Below are 17,063 nucleotides of genomic sequence, written 5' to 3'. Positions count from 1 at the left end.
CACCTCGGTAGCCACCCCCAGCAACCGCAGCACGGTGTTGGCGCGCTGGATGGTGCGCACGTCGTAACCGGTGTCGGTGGCCAGCCGCTCATTGCTGGGCCGGCAATCCCGGCCGGTGGTGTAATCGGCATAACGTGCGCGGGCCTGGGCGATGCGCAGCAGCGCGCGCCGGCTGATCTGGTTGGCCCCCATGTGCGGGCGAACGTCGGCGTCGTAGCGCAAGTCGTAGGCCACCGGAACCGTCCACCGGGCCCACCGATCCGCGCCAGCCCAGCACGGCACACCCGCGTACGGGGCATCGCCGAGCTCGAGCACAATGGCCGCCGCAATCGTGCGGCAGTTGGCCGCCAACAACGCGTGCGCACGCGGACCCGTGCGGGCCGCTCCGCGCCGCGGCTGTAGGCGTGTACACCCGCGATAAGCGGGCAGAAATGTATCGGTTTCTGAAACATCACGGTGCGCCTCTAGAACCCGCTTGGGGTATGCGCTACCGTGAGACGAGTCCACCAAGACACGTCCCTTCGGGGAAGCGGAAACCCTCGGCCCGCCAGCCGGGGGTTTCGCCGTTTATTCAGCTGTCACGTGTGCCTCAGCGTCCCGCAGTGAAACCAAGCATTGGTCGCCGAGGCGGGGCTGTCAGATCGCCAGCGGCAGAACCTCCATCTTCTGGTCGAGTTCGCGGACAAGGTCCTCACGGCCGTACCGATATGCCAGGACATCAGCAACGAGCTGCGACAGGCTCATGCCTCGCTGAGCGGCCTCGGCTTTCGCCTCGTCATAAACCGCTTCAGCTGGGCGACACATGATGAGCTTTCGTTGACCCTTGTGCGGTTGCGCCATACGCCAACCCTCACATGACTATCTGATAGATATCGCCCGACACGCCGTGCGCCCGTGATGTTTTCGTGATCAAGACCGCGGCCGGAAACACGACCAGCGGGTGAAGAGCTGAGGCGCCGGTACGGATAACCGTCTGCAGCAAGACGGGCGATAAAAACCCGCCTCCCAGCAGGGACGGGTAGTATGACGCGATTATGGCAACGCCTGGCCCGATAGGGCGATGTGGGCTAATATAGGCGTGTCTGCGGCAATAGCTGCAGGAAGTGAGCCCGAGACCCGGCCGGACGACCGCGGCGCTCGGGCTTCGCGCGTATCTGGGGTGGGTTCAGACCGTCTGCACCGTTATCACGGATCGGATGTGGGATCGCCAATACCCGCCCTTGGCCCAACACCAGGCGAAGGCATCTGGAATACCGAGTAGGCGTTCTGCGGCCGCGCGCCGGTGCTCATAGCGCAATGTGGCCTCTCGGCCTGCGGCACGCACAGCGTGGTAGAGCAGCCGGCGATCGGATTGCACGAGGGTCTCGTCCTGATCTAAGACGATCAAGGTTTCGACATCGCTGGCGGCCAGATCATCAACCAGTGCGGATAGACACGCGGCCCGGGCGAGCACCTGGGTGTGGTGTCGTCGACCCGCGTCATAGACCGTCGCGCGAAGATCGGCCGCGGCGAGCGTCTTGGCGATGGTCTCTTTGCGACCGTCCGCCTCGTCTTTCATATGGAGATGCTGCTGGCCCGGCTTGAGCAGATCCTGAACGACACCACGAGCCGACGTCAGGTCCTCGCCCAACACGACTGCGGCCACCATCAGGTAGTCGCGGTGTTTGGTCTCGTCGACGTAGACGTGGCGAGCGGTCACGGCATGCTCCGGGCACCGGAGAGTTTCGCCGCGCTGCGGCCTGCACGGATTACGGCGGGGGTGCAACCGCAGCACATCCCGCGGCCGCTGCAGGAGAGGTTGACCCCGCCGACCCGCATGATTAGGGACGCTAGCGACAAGGGGTGCAGTCACCCCGGTACAACACGAATTGAGAAGGGTTTTATGACTCGCTGGCGGCGGGTTGCGGCTCGAAGGCGGTCTTCAAGCTGGCGAGATTGGTCTTAAAGTCCTGGTAGGCGGCGCGACGTTCATCGTCGGTGGCGTAGTCGTCGCCGTATTTGTCCAGCCATGCTGCCCAGTGCTCGGCGGAACCTGGTTGCGGCGGCTTGGCGGCCGGCGGCGTGTTCGCGTTCATGATGTCCACGGTATGACTCGCTCCTGACATTTGTGCGCCTTCGCGCCTGCCCTTCTCGTAGTGGCCGCTGTTGTGCGTGGTGGTATTGGGTGTCAAGACTCGACCGTCGTCGACCGCGTAGCGGCGTGGCCTTGACCGCCGACACCACCACGTTCGCCACAATTGGCGGCGAGGAAGGACATGGCACGTCAGCTCAACTGGGCATGCGGTCGTTGTGGTCTGGTCTGGGGATACCCGCGTTGTCGAGGTAGGTGTTGATGGCTTCGTCGACGGTATCGGTGATGGCGTATCCGCGGGCCTTGATCCATTCGAGCCGGGCCAACGTCCCTGAGTGCAGTTGGGTAGCGAACGGGTTTTTCGCCTTGCGCTGTCGGGCTTTCAGCCGCACCGGCGGCTCGGCGACTTCGTTTCGCTCGTCGGGGGTTACCACCGGCGCCGGCGGAACGTCATCGTCCTGAGGCGGTGGGCTGACTGTTGCCGGTTCGGGGGGAGCTTCGTCGGCTTTGACTCGTGCGGCCTCGGCCCGGCGCTCCGCGCGAGACAAGGGTCTGGTCGAGCCGACCTGTAGACCGCTGGGCTTCGCTGCGTTCATGCTGCTTGCCGCCTGGCCGCGATGCGTTCGGCGACCTCTCGGTATGCCACTGCGGCCGTGCTGGTCGGGGCGTGCACGTGGACGGGCATGCGCTTGCCCTTGGCCTCCACGACTCGTACGGTGTGCGGAATTTCGCCGAGGTATGCACCGCCGGCCTCCCACTCGCCCCAATCGGCGCGCAGTTGCTTGCGCACGTCCTTGCTGGCCTTGGGATTGCCGTCGAAGTCGGCCAGCAGCACATATCGGATTTGCACGTCCGGGTTGAGGGTCTCCTGGACGTCGAGGATCGAGTTGCCCAGTTCGACCAGGCCGTCGACTTCATCGGGGCCGGCCTTGAGTACCGCTAAGACGTAATCCGCGGCGGCGAGCGCTGCGGTCGTTAACTCGCCCAATGCCGGTGGACAGTCCATGAGCACGAAGTCGTAGCCCTCGATGTCGTCGAGTTGGCGCGCTAGGCGCAGCTGGCCACCGGATCCGAGGCCGGTGCGCTCGAGCTCCTTGAGCGCGAGGTGGCCGGGCGCGACATCGATTCCGAACTGGCTCGGCCGGATGACCTTGGCCAGCGGAACGCGCATCGTTCTGTCCGGATGCAACACCTCGTACATAGACGCATCGTCGGCGCCCAGCTCGATGCCGAGCCCTTTGGTGCTGTGGGCTTGCTGATCCATGTCGATCACTAGAACACGAAGACCCATCGCAGCAAGATTCGCCGCGAGGTTAATCGTCGTGGTGGTCTTGCCCACGCCCCCCTTCTGCAGCGCCACTGCCACGATTTCGCACCGCTCATCTGCGGAAATATCCATGACAGGAAGCATACCGCTTTGCATACATGTATGACTACAGACATTCTCTCATGTTTACTTACATGCAAGTTGCCCTGCTTGCATGTAAGTAAACATGCATGGAGCGCTGTTTCGCACAATCCCAGGCCCCCATTAACTTCTATATACGGCGTCTGAGATGCGGTGAAACGGAACGCGGCCGCCCAAAGCCGTGTAGAAGTGCGCATCTGGGCCCTGAATGGGTATGAAGGCCTTTTCATCCCGTTCCACTCCCGGTCAGGTCGCGGATACTTCCAGTGTGGTCTCGCCGGCGGAATACGATGCTCGCGCCGCCGAACGCATCCGCGAGATCATCGCCACCCAGCACGCGGCTCTGCGCCGCGAGCTGGAGAGCCGTATAGCCGAGGGGTACTGGTCGGGTTCCGGGCAGAACATCAACCCACACCACGTTTCCAACGCCCTGCGCGACCTGGTCCAGAGCGGCGAGATGGAATGGGTAACCGGCCAGACCCGCGGCGGCGCTCAGATCGAGATGCTGCAGCCGACCAACCGCGCCGGCCGCGCCGACCGGATCGACCGTGCCGCCGCACGCAAGCGACTGCTCTACGGCCGGTATCTGGGATGGGCGTCGGGAACCAAGCGCCATCCCAAAGGTCTGATCGGACCGGCGGGGGAGGCGGCGGTGCGCGCGGGCATCTTGGAGTCCGGAGCGGTACTGCCGACCGAACCAGGGGCCGGGGCGGTCGCGCGGTTGCTCGGGCTGAGGTTGCCAGGACCCCTCGACAGCGCCGGAGTCACCGTGCCGATCAGCGATGACGGAGTGCCCGGTGATCCAGTGACCCTGCTATTCGAGGTGAAAAATATTCGGCAGTGGATTTATCCCTCGGCACCGGAGCTCTACCAGTTGTTGGCCAAAGGCGTCCTGGTGCAACAGGCCCGCCCCGATGCCACCGTTGCCCCGATCCTGGTGTGCCGCAAGGCGCACGTCACCACCTTTTACATGGCGAAGCAGATGGGCTTCATGGTGATCGACATGGGCCGGCAATTCATCGGCGCGGTCGAAGAAGACAAAATGCTGGAGGTCCGCAACGAGCTCTGGTTCACCGACCTGGCACTCGGGGACGGTCCCAGTCTGCGGGTGCGCGATCGTCTGCGATCGGCAGTACGGTCCAACTGCGTCGATGTAGCCGCGATTTGGCGAGACACCGCACTGGATGTGGAACTTGGCCAGACCATCCTGGCCGCGGGAAAGGCCCGGGACGAGCGCGCGCTCAACCGCGAAGTTCACCAGCTGCGCCAGGCTGCGGCCGAACGAGGGTGGCTGGGCGGCTGGTGACCGCCGGCGCGCCATGGTGGCCGCGCGATACATTTCTGCTGGATACTGGGTACGGCAGCTGCTCCGACCAGAAGGTGATTCGCCGGCGGCGCGGGGTGGTGAGACCGGCTGGAAGGCACGTCGAAAAATTCTTCCGGGAATTTTCAGGGGTCAGGGCCGGGCCGCGATTTAAGAGAAAGCGACAACCGAAAGCGTTCGGCTGTCTCTTGCTCGCCCCACCGGAGATGTAGCCCATGGATCGACCGGACCGGACCCCCGGCTCCCGCGTGGATCCCGCGCATGTACAACCCGATGGTCAGGCAGAAACCAGGAGCGATGAGGACTATCCCGGCTATGACGGCGGGAACGACCAGCTCATTGGCCAGTGGCTAGGAGACAAGGAGCTCGCGGTCGAGCAAGAAAACCTGCGGCGCCTTGAAGCCGATGAAGAACTCGTGCTTGAACTGCAATTAAACGGCTTTGCTGGCCGCCCCTGGGACCGATTCGCCCGCGAGATGGCCCGCTACGGAATGGGCGTGATATCGAGCTGGATCCGCCGCGGCCTGATCTACGGGCGGGTCAAAACGCTGACCGGCTTTGGTCTTGGCCGGCGCGACGGATGGCCCGATGCTGAACTGTGCGTCGATCTCGCCACCGATACCGTGGTGCTGGCCCTGGACTACTTCCGGGAACGCGTCTTGCGCGCCGGCCGCTGGGACGCCGGCCGGGGTGCAAGCTTAGGTACGTTCTTCATCGGCCAGTGCCTCTATCGGTTCGCCAACGTCTACAACAAGGCGCTGCGGGCCGAGATCAATGGCGAGGAGCACCGCGAGATCCCGGCGGACGAGATGGCCGAAGAGTGGTTCGACCCGATCAGGGGAATTGAGGCCGAAGTGGTGGCCCGCCAGGACGTCGCCGACGCCCTGGCCCAAGTCAGCACGGAGCGCGCCCGCGAAGCGCTGGTGCTCAAGCACATCGGTGGCTACAGCTACGACGAAATCGCCGAACGGCTCGGTATGACCGACGCCCGCCAAATCAGCAACATGCTCGATTACCAACGCGCACAGCGTCGTCAGAGGAGGTCAGGATGAGCGACAGATCCATCAATCGCCTCATCGAGCGGTCATCGTTGGGCACCCGCTCGGCCAAGGCCGCGCGCCGACGGGTGTCGACGAAAAAGGCCGAGGCGATCGTCCGGGCTGCAGCAGAGCGCGCGGCCGCGCGCGCACAACGAACTTCCGCATTGACGGCCATGGATTCAGGGATGAGCCCTCGCGCCAGATTTATAAGACCGGTGTCCGGTTCAACCGACCCGGTCGATCAACAAGAAAAGGAGAACACCATGGCCAAAGGCCACCACCGCAGTGCCGTCACCGGCCGCTACGTCAAAGCCTCGACCGCCGCGCGCAACCCGCGCACGACAGTCACCGAAGCCGGCAGCGGCCGCAACACCGGCAGCGGAACCCACCATCGCAGTGCCGTCACCGGCCGCTACGTCAAGGGCTCCACGGCCGCCCGCCATCCGAACACAACCACAACCGAGCGCGGCTGACCTCGGTGCAGCGAGCAATCCCTTGGTGCGAGTCATTTTGTACTGCGCACCAAGGGATTCCGCGACTCGCAGCCGCTAAAATTGATTTCAGATAAGGAGCCTTACCGAAGATGAAGATGACCACTGTTGAAGCCCTGGGCGGCGCCCAAGGCGTACCGAGTGACCTGATCCCGGTCCGCGAGTTGCACGCCCACCTCATCCGGCAAAGTGTTGCCGGCAATGTTGTGCTGACCGACGCCGACGCCAAGCCGGCCGCCGTGGTGATGTCGATGGAGCGCTACAACGCGCTGCTCGACGAACTTGAAGCGCTACGCCGAGGGAACTAAGCCAGGTCGTCCGGACCGTGAGCAACATCGACTGGAGAGTGGAAGGACTGCCGACCGGCGCGGCCCTGCTGGTCGTGAAGCGCGGCCCCAACGCCGGGTCCCGGTTCCTGCTGGATCGGCCCGTCACATCCGCCGGCCGGCACGCCGACAATGACATTGTCCTCGACGACATCACCGTCAGCCCGCACCACGCCGAGTTTCGGCGGGAGAACGGACAATTCCAGGTTGTCGACATCGACAGCCCCGACGGCACCTATGTCAACCGTGAATTGGTCGACTCGGCGGTGCTAGCCAACGGTGACGAGATCCAGATGGGCAAGTTCCGTCTGATGTTCCTGACTACCCGCAACACGGCCTGACACTGCGCGGGCCCCGCTACCTTGGCGGCAGAAACGCCCCGGCGGCGATAGGCCAGGTAGACTGCTCAGTGCTGGATTGAGCCTGGTAAACCAGGTTCTGGCACTGCCCATCGTTGTGGCGGCCGTACTGCTCTACGCCATTCCAGGTCTGTGGTCTCGATTTCGAGGCGGCAAGCGAAAGGAGGCGATGCGTATGAACGGTGACTACACGAAATGTGCGGTACTAACTGCATCTGCATCTGTTGGCTCGGGGTTCCTGACGAACGTCGCCGCAACTGCAGTGCCAGGCTGAATCCAGCAACCGAGAGGTGCCGCCAGGGTAGCCAGGTTCTAGCTCACCCCAACCATTAACCGAAACCGAACGGTTCGGGGGCCAGCGGCTTAAGCGCTGGACCCGCTGATTAAGAGTCAGCGGGTCCGACGTTCGCGCCAGCAAGATAGCGATACGCGGTAGCGCGTCCGATGCCGAATGCTTCGGCAAGCTCGCAGACCGGTTCACCGGTCGCCGCAAGCCTACGGAGCTGGTCTTGGCGGGCCAGGGACAGTTTGTGTGGCTTGGTCGCCGGCAGTTGGCGGCGGCGTCGAGATTCGCGAGCTGCGGCGCGGCGCTCCCGCCCGAGCTCGAGCTCGAGTTCGGCGAGGGTGGCCATGATCGCTGCTACCGCGCGGCCGGTCGAGGTGGCGGTATCTATCCCTTCGCGTAAGGCGCGCAACGTGATTCGACGCTCACTAAGTTCGGCGATGGTGCGGGTGACTTCGGCGACGGAGCGGCCGAGGCGGTCGATCGCGGTGACCACGACGATGTCATCGGTGCGGGCATAATCCAGCATCGCCGCCAGGCCCGGGCGGGCGGTCTTAGCCGAACCGGAAAGCGTGTCAGTGAACACGCGACCGGCGTCGACGCCGGTCGCGGTCAGCGCTGAGAGCTGTGCGTCGAGGTCTTGGCCGGTGGTGCTGACTCGTGCGTAACCGAGGATTGTCGTCATAGCGATGACTGTCTCATTGCTCACCGACAGTAGGGATTCGAGACACGCGGTATGAGACAGGAAATGAGACAGCGCAACCTGGGCGGATACCCCGAGGAGCGGGCGCTGATCGCCGGTCTCGTTTCTTTAGTTACGAGACGGCAGGGTCCATTACACAGCACATGCGCCTGACCGGACCAGCATCGCCGGTTCAGATGGTCTCTACGATGCGCTGGGCGATGACGCGTACGGGGGTGTTGGTGTCCTGAGACAGCTTGGCCATCATTTCAAACGCTCGCACGGCATCTACTTTGAAGCGTTCCATCAAGATTCCTTTGGCTTGGCCGAGGACGTCGCGGCTCGCCAGGGCAGAGTCGAACTGGATTTGCTTGTTGGCGGCGATAAGGGCGGTTGCGGCGTGGGTGGCCAGCATTGCACCGACGGCTTGGTCAGCCAGAGTGAAAGAGTTTGCCTTGCGGCTAAACAGGTTCAGCGCGCCGCGGCCGCCGAGCTCGCCGTGCGTCTTGGGATGGGAGTAGAGGTGGAACGACATCATGCTGTGAATATCGGCGGTCAGCGCGGCCGCGGCGAACCGTGACCAGCGGGAGTCGCGGGCAAAATCGGCGCAGTGCACGAGCGGCTGATTGGAGATCGCGTCCAAACACGGACCTTCCCGAAGGTCGAGCTGAGCGATGCCGAGTTCGGCAGCCAGCGGCGCAGTGGAAGCCAGCGCCTGGTGTCTTTCGCCGTCGATGAGCAGGATGCCGGCGATGTCGACCGCGCTGATCAGCTGTACTGCCTGGGCCGTTACGGCTTCGAGGATTGGGATGAGGTCAGTGTGAGTGGCGAAGTTGGTGGCCAATTCGGCCATCGCCGCCCGGATGTTCTTCGCTGCGGCGTCGTCTTTAGGTGTCGTCAGGGGGTCACCGTTCTTTCCAGCCATCTTGACAACGCGGATCCCTAGTAAAAGAAAGGCACAGCGCGCCGGGCGCCCCGTTCCGTGGCGGTGGGATGGCGTGCGGCTTAGCCGTCGTCTGAGTTGTACCAATGTCCGATCGTGGGAGGTCGTTCAGCAACTACCGAGATGTGGCGCACGCCCACGGGTGCGCAGGGCGTTTGATCTCCAAGAATGACGCCGGCGATCCCAAACGATTTCCATGCTTTGAGGCAAAAGCTTTCCCCGGTTCGTTTGTCGGTGACCGTGAGCGTGGTGGTGTCGAACCGGATCGACTCGTCATCGAGATCCAGGCGCCAGCGGGGCAGCTTTGCCAACTCGTCAAGATGGGCACGGACCGCGTCGGCGGTATCGAAGCTGGCGCCCTGGGCGACCGGGTGGTCGATGCGGTGGACGGTGAATTGGCGAGCAGTGGGATCGTCGGTGCCCTGGCCGACATCGGTGTGGCCGGTGACCGCATACCCTAGCGGCTGCGACACCAGATTTAACCCGTCGGTTTCTGCCACCGCAGCCTGTCCGTTCTCGACCGCGTCCCTGCCGCTCATGGGTGCCCCCCTCTCTCACCGGTGCCCATTGAACTGCAAGATGCTGACTGGACGGGGCAACCCAAGAACCGAGCGAGCGTTTAGTACGACCATCATCGCCGGTTCGGAACTTCCGCCGTCCCCGGCCAATAGCAGCATAGCCGTTAGCCCTGTGCGCCTTGGCTTCCGCCAACGTTAAACAAAGCCGGTGGGTGAGGCCCAACGGGCGATCGCTGCTTGCCCGCGGTGGATCCTGAGCGGGATTACGACGATGTGCTCACGCGTTGGTTTCCATAAAACCTAGGACATCTAAATAAGCGTGGACAAGCAGCTGAACCGAATTCGGCAAACCGTTTGCTACAAGCTCTCAGGTGAGGTGACGCGATGAAGCGACCACATGGGTTCACGCGGCGTGATAACCGGGACCCGCGCAGCCCCGCGGGCGGCCCGCACCCACCGGGGTGCGCGGCATCCCCGGACACCGCGACTAGCCCGGTGACATCGCATCCTGGTCCGTCGACCATGCCGGCATTGATGCGGATGCTGGGGATCAGTTCCGCATCAGCTCGACACCAACACGAGGCACTTAAGCGCTGGCTTTCCTCTAACACCCCTCATCCTGTGCTGCGGATCAGTTTGCGGCAAAACGGCTACGGACTGCTGCTTGATGCTCTATTTGGCCGCCCCTCAAGCCCGCCACTTGGTTCACACACAGATGAGCAGTGCTAAACCACAGCGAAGCAGCCGGTGGCCTGCCCAACCCCCTTCCTCGGGGGTAGATTGCGCCGATGGGTGATGATCAGGATGCGGTGCACCCTATCGACCGCAGGATTCACAAGATTCTGGCCGATATCGCCCACAGCACCTCCGACCCCGCCCTGCGCCACACCGCCCTGACTCTGCAGCTAACGCTGCCACCCGTGCAAGACTGGTCGGCCCACCAACACCGCGCACTGGCCAAGCGGCGAAACACATTATTGAAGTTGTTATCACGAGCTGCTCACCGGTGACCCCCAGGTAGCCGACACGGCCAGGGCATCCCCGTGTCAGGCAGTGGCGTTGTCAGGCAGAACATGCGTCTAGCGGGAAACCTCAGGAATATGTCCTCGGAGCCAGCAATTATATGCATTGGAAGATGTAGATAATAGGTAGCAGGAGGTGATGACAATGTTGGGGTTCGAGCCGCTCTTTCGTGATCTTTACCGACTCACCCAACCGTGGGGGAACCCTGTGGGTACCGCCGCGCGCCCGGCGGTGATGCCGATGGATGTCTGGCGTGACGGCGACACGTTCATCGTGGAGCTCGACGTGCCAGGCGTCTATCCCGACTCGATCGAGGTGACAGCCGACCAGGGCGCGCTGACGGTGCGCGCCGAGCGCCCGTATGTGGGCGATGAGGGCCATGACTGGGTGGCCGCCGAGCGCCCGCACGGGGTGTTCAGCCGGCAGCTGTTGTTGGGCGATCAGCTCGATACCGACCACATCGGCGCCAGCTATACCGACGGGGTGCTGCGGCTGACGGTTCCGGTGGCCGAGGCGGCCAAGCCGCGCAAGGTCGCGATTACGACCGGCCGTGAACAAAAGGCCATCGCCTGAGCCGTCGGTGGGTGGTGTCACCGACCAGACACCACCCACCTGCCCGGTTGTTGCTGTGGAAAAGGAGGTGATCAGCCATGACTGAGTATCCTCGTCGGCCGCGCGACTCGCGCCGCACCGGTGCGCGGATTCTCGATACCGCCGAAGGAGTCCTGGTCACCCTGCGGCGCTACCGCGTCGACCAAGCATTCGTCGAACTGATGCAGACCGCAAAGCGACACGACGTCAACCCGGTCAACCTGGCCGACGCGCTGGTCGCCATCGCCGAAGACCAACTGTCGCAGGACCTCGACCATGCTGCCGCCGCTGTCGCACTTGCCACCTGGGGAAACTTGTTCGCTGTCAGCGAACGCGATAGCGCCCCGGCGCCGCGGCTGCACGATCTGCACGACCTTCCCGCCGAGAACGCCTAACCTATTGCAGGTCAGCGGATGCTGCTTCGCGTTTCGATCATTTCCCTCGGGGCGGGCACGATAGTGGCCTGGTCGATCACGTCGGTTTCGCTGACGTCCCGATCACCAAGCGCATCGAGCTGGGTCGGGTCGAGTCCGGTGTCATCGTCAACATCGATCACCCGCGCCTGATCGATCGCGTCTGCCTCGGACGCGTCGTCGGGCAGAACAATGTTCTCGGTGTACTTCATGATCAGGACGACCCCTTCCTTCCTCGTTTCCCGCCCAGACTGCGACCGGCCGCCGGTTTGCGGCTGACCTTACGTTGGGCATTGCGCAGCTCTAGCTGGGTGTAGTCGGATTGCAGCTGGTCATTTTTAGTTTCTAGGTCCAGGATTCGGGCAACGCCGGCCAGGTTGACGCCTTGGTCGACCAGTTCGGTGATGCGCTGCAGGCGCTGAAGGTCCTCGTCGCTGTAGCGGCGTGTTCCCCCGTCGGTGCGTGAGGGGGCCAGCAGTCCACGGCGCTCATAGAGCCGCAGCGTCTGCGGAGCGATCCCGGACAACTCGGAGGTTACCGAGATCCCGTAGAGACCGCGCGCCGACCGGGCTGTCGGGTCATCGGCCACGGCTTCCCCCTCGGAAACTTGTACCGGCTACTTGCGGAAGTATACACGTAGTGCTATCAAAAACTTATACCTGTAGACATAGATCTGCCCCTTGATTTGGGAGGTGAAATCATGGCGCTGATGCGTACAGATCCGTTCCGTGACCTCGACCGCTGGACCCAACAGGTCTTCGGCACAGCCGCCCGTCCAGCGGTGATGCCGATGGACGCCTGGCGAGACGGCGAGCATTTCATCATCGAATTCGATCTGCCTGGCGTGCAAGCGGATTCACTCAATCTCGACGTGGAGCGCAACATGCTCACCGTGCGTGCCGAGCGCCCCGGCCTGGACCAAAACCGGGAAATGCTGTCCGCCGAACGCCCGCGCGGCGTTTTCAGCCGCCAACTGTTCCTCGGTGAAAACCTTGACACCGACAAGATCGAGGCCAGCTACCACGACGGGGTCTTACGGCTGACGATCCCGGTGGCCGAGAAGGCCAAGCCGCGGCGTATCGAGATCAATCACGACGGCCAAAAAACGGCGATCAACGCCTAAGGACAACTCCGGCCACCGGCGCGCCAAGCGAAGGGGGTGACAAAGATGGCTATCGACACGCTCACTGACACAGTGCTCGACGAAGCCGAGAGGATCGTGCGCGCCGAGTGGATGCGCCTGCAACTCGACACCGCGTTGAGCGAGCCCCAAGTCGCCGAGGCGCCCGCCGCCCGGCCACGGCCTACCCAAGTCGCCGCTGTCACCACCACCCTCGACCGACCCTCCCGGCCACCTAGTGACAGCAGCCAGGGGTCCACCCGGCGGCGGCAGAATCGAGTGTGGCCCACCCAGCGGTCTCCTCCGACGCGCACAACCAGTCCCTAGCCGCCGGCCCTTGTGAACGGGAGGTGATGCCCTGACTAATGACCAACACCCACCGGCAGTGATTCGCGTGCCGTCCACAGCGACCTCACCACGCGCACGACGCAGGCGCTGACCTGCGCGCGCACCGCCACCGACGTGGCACACCGAGCAGCACTGGGCGATGCGTGAATACCGCACAATACGACGTGGCCCGCCGTCCCTCCTCCCTTCGGGGGCGGCGGGCCTCGCCTACCCCGCCCGAATTAGCTAATGCGCTTGGGGTGGGCGTTGGCGGTCCCCAAGCCAAGATCGACCCCTCTTCTAGCCGGACTGTCCACACCTTCGACACAAGGCCAGACATGAACCAAGGCCCCCATCCCCACGATCTTTACGCCGCGCTCGGCGTAACACCTGCCGCCACTCCGGCTGAAATCACGGACACACAAACCCGGTTGCAGCAGGTCCTAGCCGCATACACGCTGCTGCGTGACCCGCACCGCCGAGCCATCTACGGCCAGAACATCGATAATTCGATGACCGCGCTCGCGGCCAGTCACCTAGTAGATGTCGAGCATTCACACGAGCAATGGCCGCGACGACGATGGATGTGATGACATCCACGTGTATCCCTGTCCCAGTACTGGCATCAACCGGTCCACGACCCCTTGAACGGCTTGCTAGCTACTTCTCGGGTCGGCGAATCGATGTAAGCACCTGGCGAGCGACCTCGTGCAATTTGACGTGCTGCTTCTGCGATATGCTGACGAGCCTCTCAAACGCCGCGTCAGCGGTGCAGCCATGGATAGCCATCAACGCACCTTTTGCTTGATCGATTTCGGCCCGCGAGGTCAGCGCGCGTTCCAGACTACTCACGGTATCGCGGGTCTTCTGCCACCGGCGGGCGTTGGTGATCGCTTGGCCGGCCGTGACCGTATACAGCCGGATCAGGCCCTCGTCGAACGGGTCAAACGCCGATGCGGTGTAGCTGTAAACATTAAGTGAGCCAACAAGTTCGGGTTCGCCGTCATCGACGAGCAACGGCGCTGACAAGCAGGCCCGAACGCCAAGCTTTTTGGCATTTTCGCCGAATTCGGGCCATCGATTCCCGTCCGCGGCAGCAATCTCCACACGCACTGGTCTACGCTCCTGAGCCGCCTGCATGCAGGGCCCTTGCCCGGACTCCAGCTGCAGGCGATCCAAGGCGATGAGCCGTTCATCGGTGCTCGCTGGAGTGCTGCCGGCGTTGCCGCTGATCACGGTGATACTGACAGCATCGGCGTCCGGAATCGCCCTCACGGCGGTCTGAGCAACCCGCACCAAGACATCGCTTAACGGCTCCTCGGCGGCAAAAACATCGCGCAGGCCCGCGATCGCCTCTGCTGTGGCATCCAGGCGCAACAAGGGATCTGGTCGTTCCGCAGCCGTCATTGTTCCCTGGTTCCACTCCACCAGGTCACGACGAGCACTGGTGCGGCTGATTCTAATGATCAGCACGCGCTGGAAGCGTGCCGCTACCTGGTAACTCGGAGGCCTTGTCGGCCACGTGCTGGAACACTGGTTAAAAGAGCGTGCCGGAATAAGGTGCGCGTTGGGTGCTAAAGGCGGCTTCCAGATTGACCAGCGCGCCGCTGCGTAGTTCCGTGATGCGGTCGGCTGCGTGGAGTTCTGACACGGAATGCGCGCCCATGTAGACCGTTCCGAGTTCGGCCAGGCCGATTCTGATGTCTGGTCGCCCGTCATGGGGCGTGCATGTTCCGATGCCGTCGCGTGTTTGGAGCAGGTATCGGCCTCCAGCGACGACCAGCGGATCGGTGACTTCCAGGACGACCTCGACGTCAGCAGAATAGATCCGCTTGCCAAGCACGTCGGGCACGTTCATGATGCGCAGCCAAAGGAAATCGCTGATGCCCGCAGTTTGGGCAGGCCGGGGATCCCTGAGTTTGAGGGGAAGCGGATCATCGACGGGCAGCTCAATCTCTATGTCGTTGAAGGACTCCAGGCTCAGCAATGTCGCGAGCAGCTCGGTGTGCGCTTCGTCTGTGATCGCGCAGAAATCCTGGACAACCAGGGTGCCAAAAGGGGGGCGAAACGCATGTGGTTTGCCTCCCATCACTCGGTAGGTGAGGAAACCGTCTGGATGAATGATGAAGTTCAGCTCGGACCCGTTGTCCCGCTGGGTCACTCGGTCTTCCAGATAGTCATCCCACCAAGCGCTGTCCCGGGCCAGCGAACCATGAGTTATGCCGCACCAGCGCTCATAGATAGGGGGGACCTCGGATCGCGCCTCGGCAGCGTTGAGTTCGCGCGCGCGCTTTCGGAGCGGCTCACCTCGCAGTTTCGCGAAACGCCGGTCGATGTTGTAGGTACGGTGATAGCTCGCCACCCCGGCGCCCAAGATGTCGTAAACCGTTGGCTGGGTGGGAACACCGCAAATAAATGGGTAACCTCGATCCTGAAGTATTCCGAAGCCCTGGATGCTGATCTGCTGCCAGATTCCCCTGCCCTCATGGGTGGCCGCGACGGTAACCATGGCCAGCCATGCGGCTCGGAGACTGGTGCCGCCCGGCACGGTCAGTCGCAGTTTATAGCAGAGGGAAGTCGCGACCAGGAATGGTCGCCGCGGATCTGAGACATCCTCGGCCACCAAGATGTCCTCGAGCTCGACCTTGCGTTTCCAACCTTCCACGTCCCCGGGCGCCACTGAGATTCCGTATGCGCGAGCCTGATTCTCGTAGACGGTCTGCAAGTCCTCTTCGGTAGCAAATCGTATTTTGATGGAATCGTCCGGTGTATTCAATCGTTCCTTCATTCATTTTTTCGCTCGCATTGCGCGAGCGATCGATCCCCTAGATGCGACGTGTTTGTTTGGTGCCGACGCACGAACTCGGGACCCGCGGAACATTGGGCCGCACTCGCGGATGGTGGTGACCCGCGTTGGTGATGTTCGGCGAGAGTGGTATTTGGGCCAGATGTGGTGTGCGACTGCGGCGTAAGAGCCCGGCGTCTCAGACGACGGGGAGATCAACGATGTATAACTGCTCCGAAGGTGGTGGCAAAGCGACGCTGCTTGTGTTGAGGCTAGCAGCACAGTGGTCTTCGGGATCGCGGCTGGCCGCTACGGCGGTAGCAGGGAAGTGAGATTCAGCGGAGGAACCGGATGCTGCGCGCAATTACCCACATCGCCCTTGCCGCACCGCGACGTGTCATCGCGGCCGCCGCGGTGATCTTGATGGGGGCCGCGATCTTCGGCATCCCGGTGATCAACAGCCTCTCGGCTGGCGGCTTTCAAGACCCGACCTCGGAGTCGTCCAAGGCGACCGACATCCTCCGAGACAAGTTCGCTCAGACTGATCAGAAGATGCTGATCGTGGTGACCGCGCCCGCCGGCGCCCGCAGCGCTCCGGCGCGCCGGGTCGGCACCGACATCGTCGATCGACTCCAACAGTCACCGTGGGTCTTCAATGTGTCCTCGGCCTGGACGTCACCGCCGCAGATTGCGGCTCCACTCGTTAGCAAGGACACCAAGTCCGGGATGATCGTGGCCAACCTCAAAGGCGGGGAGAACAACGCGCAAAAGTACGCCAACGTGCTGGCCCGCGAACTGGTGCACGACCGCGACGGCGTCACCGTCCGCGCCGGCGGCATGGCCGTGGCCTACAACCAGATCAACGAACAGAATCAGCGCGACCTGATACTCATGGAAGCCCTCGCCATTCCCCTAAGCTTCGCCGTTTTGGTCTGGGTATTCGGCGGACTGGTAGCGGCAGCGCTGCCGATCATCTTGGGCGCACTGACGATCGTCGGCACCTTATCAGTGTTGCGGCTGATCAGCTTCACCACCGACGTCTCGACGTACGCGCTGGATCTGAGCATCGCCATGGGCCTGGCCCTGGCGATCGATTACAACCTGTTGATCATCAGCCGCTACCGCGAAGAACTCGCTGAATGCGGCGGCGATCCCAGCCAAGCACTGTTCCGCACCATGGCCACCGCGGGCCGCACCGTGCTGTTCTCTGCCACCACCGTCGGCTTGTCGATGACGGTGTTGGCGGTGTTTCCGATGTACTTCCTGAAGTCGTCGGCCTACACCGTGGTCGCCACCGCCGTCATCGTGGCCGTCGCTGCCGTAGTGGTGACGCCGGCGGCGATCGCGCTACTGGGCCCG

The 17,063-nt window shown here is 63.1% G+C and carries 23 protein-coding genes and 1 pseudogene; 11 read left to right on the top strand and 13 right to left on the bottom strand.

The window, feature by feature from the left end; genetic code table 11:
• From HMPREF0591_RS30580 to HMPREF0591_RS29150, 6 genes are all read right to left on the bottom strand, one after another.
• Nucleotides 1-234: helix-turn-helix domain-containing protein (locus tag HMPREF0591_RS30580; protein WP_244269129.1), on the bottom strand; the 234-nt coding region annotated here is incomplete at its 3' end.
• Between the two features lie 402 nt (nt 235-636).
• Nucleotides 637-840 carry a hypothetical protein gene (locus HMPREF0591_RS29170; RefSeq protein ID WP_007172458.1) on the bottom strand — a complete coding sequence of 68 codons (204 nt, stop codon included), beginning with the start codon at nt 838-840 and terminating at the stop codon, nt 637-639.
• Nucleotides 841-1,165: 325 nt separating this feature from the next.
• A complete protein-coding gene (locus HMPREF0591_RS29165; protein WP_007172456.1) occupies nt 1,166-1,699 on the bottom strand; it encodes a hypothetical protein in 534 nt (177 codons plus the stop codon).
• A gap of 181 nt (nt 1,700-1,880) precedes the next feature.
• Entirely contained in the window at nt 1,881-2,075 is a 195-nt protein-coding gene (locus tag HMPREF0591_RS29160) for a hypothetical protein (protein ID WP_047324072.1), read from the bottom strand.
• Nucleotides 2,076-2,268: 193 nt separating this feature from the next.
• The gene (locus tag HMPREF0591_RS29155; protein ID WP_040624408.1) at nt 2,269-2,667 is read right to left on the bottom strand and encodes a hypothetical protein; all 399 of its coding nucleotides are present in this window, start codon (nt 2,665-2,667) and stop codon (nt 2,269-2,271) included.
• A complete protein-coding gene (locus HMPREF0591_RS29150) occupies nt 2,664-3,470 on the bottom strand; it encodes a ParA family protein (RefSeq protein ID WP_040624407.1) in 807 nt (268 codons plus the stop codon). Before HMPREF0591_RS29150 ends, HMPREF0591_RS29155 begins: the two co-directional genes overlap by 4 nt.
• Before the next feature lie 277 nt (nt 3,471-3,747).
• On the opposite strand from HMPREF0591_RS29150, the gene HMPREF0591_RS29145 reads away from it, so the two are divergent.
• From HMPREF0591_RS29145 to HMPREF0591_RS29125, 5 genes and pseudogenes are all read left to right on the top strand, one after another.
• On the top strand, nt 3,748-4,785 hold the full coding sequence (locus tag HMPREF0591_RS29145; RefSeq protein WP_040624406.1) for a hypothetical protein: 1,038 nt from the start codon (nt 3,748-3,750) through the stop codon (nt 4,783-4,785).
• A gap of 233 nt (nt 4,786-5,018) precedes the next feature.
• Nucleotides 5,019-5,855 (top strand): RNA polymerase sigma factor, encoded by an 837-nt coding sequence (locus tag HMPREF0591_RS29140; protein WP_007172450.1) that lies wholly within the window; start codon nt 5,019-5,021, stop codon nt 5,853-5,855.
• A 38-nt stretch (nt 5,856-5,893) separates the two neighbouring features.
• A complete protein-coding gene (locus HMPREF0591_RS34270) occupies nt 5,894-6,316 on the top strand; it encodes a hypothetical protein (protein WP_225325858.1) in 423 nt (140 codons plus the stop codon).
• A gap of 110 nt (nt 6,317-6,426) precedes the next feature.
• A complete protein-coding gene (locus HMPREF0591_RS29130) occupies nt 6,427-6,642 on the top strand; it encodes a hypothetical protein (RefSeq protein WP_007172448.1) in 216 nt (71 codons plus the stop codon).
• 38 nt (nt 6,643-6,680) lie between these two features.
• A pseudogene (locus HMPREF0591_RS29125) lies at nt 6,681-7,001 on the top strand (FHA domain-containing protein); the annotation flags it as partial.
• Nucleotides 7,002-7,402: 401 nt separating this feature from the next.
• On the opposite strand, the gene HMPREF0591_RS29120 reads toward HMPREF0591_RS29125, so the two are convergent.
• The 3 genes from HMPREF0591_RS29120 to HMPREF0591_RS29110 all read right to left on the bottom strand — a co-directional run bounded on the left by HMPREF0591_RS29120 (nt 7,403) and on the right by HMPREF0591_RS29110 (nt 9,466).
• Complete coding sequence (locus HMPREF0591_RS29120) at nt 7,403-7,987, bottom strand: recombinase family protein (RefSeq protein WP_040624402.1); 585 nt, start codon at nt 7,985-7,987, stop codon at nt 7,403-7,405.
• 190 nt (nt 7,988-8,177) lie between these two features.
• Nucleotides 8,178-8,909, bottom strand: coding sequence for a GAF and ANTAR domain-containing protein (locus HMPREF0591_RS29115; protein WP_047324067.1), 732 nt, complete (start codon nt 8,907-8,909; stop codon nt 8,178-8,180).
• 80 nt (nt 8,910-8,989) lie between these two features.
• Nucleotides 8,990-9,466, bottom strand: coding sequence for a lipase chaperone (locus tag HMPREF0591_RS29110; protein WP_007172444.1), 477 nt, complete (start codon nt 9,464-9,466; stop codon nt 8,990-8,992).
• Between the two features lie 767 nt (nt 9,467-10,233).
• Between HMPREF0591_RS29110 and HMPREF0591_RS32790 the strand changes: the two genes are divergently transcribed.
• The 3 genes from HMPREF0591_RS32790 to HMPREF0591_RS29100 all read left to right on the top strand — a co-directional run bounded on the left by HMPREF0591_RS32790 (nt 10,234) and on the right by HMPREF0591_RS29100 (nt 11,454).
• Entirely contained in the window at nt 10,234-10,455 is a 222-nt protein-coding gene (locus HMPREF0591_RS32790) for a hypothetical protein (RefSeq protein WP_007172443.1), read from the top strand.
• 151 nt (nt 10,456-10,606) lie between these two features.
• The gene (locus HMPREF0591_RS29105; protein WP_007172442.1) at nt 10,607-11,041 is read left to right on the top strand and encodes an Hsp20/alpha crystallin family protein; all 435 of its coding nucleotides are present in this window, start codon (nt 10,607-10,609) and stop codon (nt 11,039-11,041) included.
• 77 nt (nt 11,042-11,118) lie between these two features.
• Complete coding sequence (locus HMPREF0591_RS29100; protein WP_007172441.1) at nt 11,119-11,454, top strand: ANTAR domain-containing protein; 336 nt, start codon at nt 11,119-11,121, stop codon at nt 11,452-11,454.
• A gap of 11 nt (nt 11,455-11,465) precedes the next feature.
• Here HMPREF0591_RS29100 and HMPREF0591_RS29095 read toward each other — a convergent pair whose 3' ends face one another.
• The gene (locus HMPREF0591_RS29095) at nt 11,466-11,684 is read right to left on the bottom strand and encodes a hypothetical protein (protein WP_007172440.1); all 219 of its coding nucleotides are present in this window, start codon (nt 11,682-11,684) and stop codon (nt 11,466-11,468) included.
• A 2-nt stretch (nt 11,685-11,686) separates the two neighbouring features.
• The gene (locus HMPREF0591_RS29090) at nt 11,687-12,061 is read right to left on the bottom strand and encodes a MerR family transcriptional regulator (RefSeq protein ID WP_007172439.1); all 375 of its coding nucleotides are present in this window, start codon (nt 12,059-12,061) and stop codon (nt 11,687-11,689) included.
• Between the two features lie 111 nt (nt 12,062-12,172).
• On the opposite strand from HMPREF0591_RS29090, the gene HMPREF0591_RS29085 reads away from it, so the two are divergent.
• Together HMPREF0591_RS29085 and HMPREF0591_RS33565 are read left to right on the top strand one after the other, a co-directional pair.
• Complete coding sequence (locus tag HMPREF0591_RS29085; RefSeq protein ID WP_007172438.1) at nt 12,173-12,595, top strand: Hsp20/alpha crystallin family protein; 423 nt, start codon at nt 12,173-12,175, stop codon at nt 12,593-12,595.
• A 662-nt stretch (nt 12,596-13,257) separates the two neighbouring features.
• Nucleotides 13,258-13,509: a J domain-containing protein gene (locus tag HMPREF0591_RS33565; RefSeq protein WP_047324068.1), complete on the top strand. Its 252-nt coding sequence runs from the start codon at nt 13,258-13,260 to the stop codon at nt 13,507-13,509.
• Nucleotides 13,510-13,579: 70 nt separating this feature from the next.
• Here HMPREF0591_RS33565 and HMPREF0591_RS29080 read toward each other — a convergent pair whose 3' ends face one another.
• On the bottom strand, nt 13,580-14,392 hold the full coding sequence (locus HMPREF0591_RS29080) for a GAF and ANTAR domain-containing protein (RefSeq protein ID WP_231614272.1): 813 nt from the start codon (nt 14,390-14,392) through the stop codon (nt 13,580-13,582).
• Nucleotides 14,393-14,456: 64 nt separating this feature from the next.
• Entirely contained in the window at nt 14,457-15,695 is a 1,239-nt protein-coding gene (locus HMPREF0591_RS29075; protein WP_040624418.1) for a GNAT family N-acetyltransferase, read from the bottom strand.
• Nucleotides 15,696-16,055: 360 nt separating this feature from the next.
• On the opposite strand from HMPREF0591_RS29075, the gene HMPREF0591_RS29070 reads away from it, so the two are divergent.
• A partial coding sequence (locus HMPREF0591_RS29070) for an MMPL family transporter (RefSeq protein ID WP_007172432.1) occupies nt 16,056-17,063 on the top strand: 1,008 nt, incomplete at its 3' end.

This window comes from Mycobacterium parascrofulaceum ATCC BAA-614 (assembly GCF_000164135.1).
GTDB classification, from domain to species: Bacteria; Actinomycetota; Actinomycetes; order Mycobacteriales; family Mycobacteriaceae; genus Mycobacterium; species Mycobacterium parascrofulaceum.
This window is presented reverse-complemented; position numbering and strand designations above follow the sequence as displayed.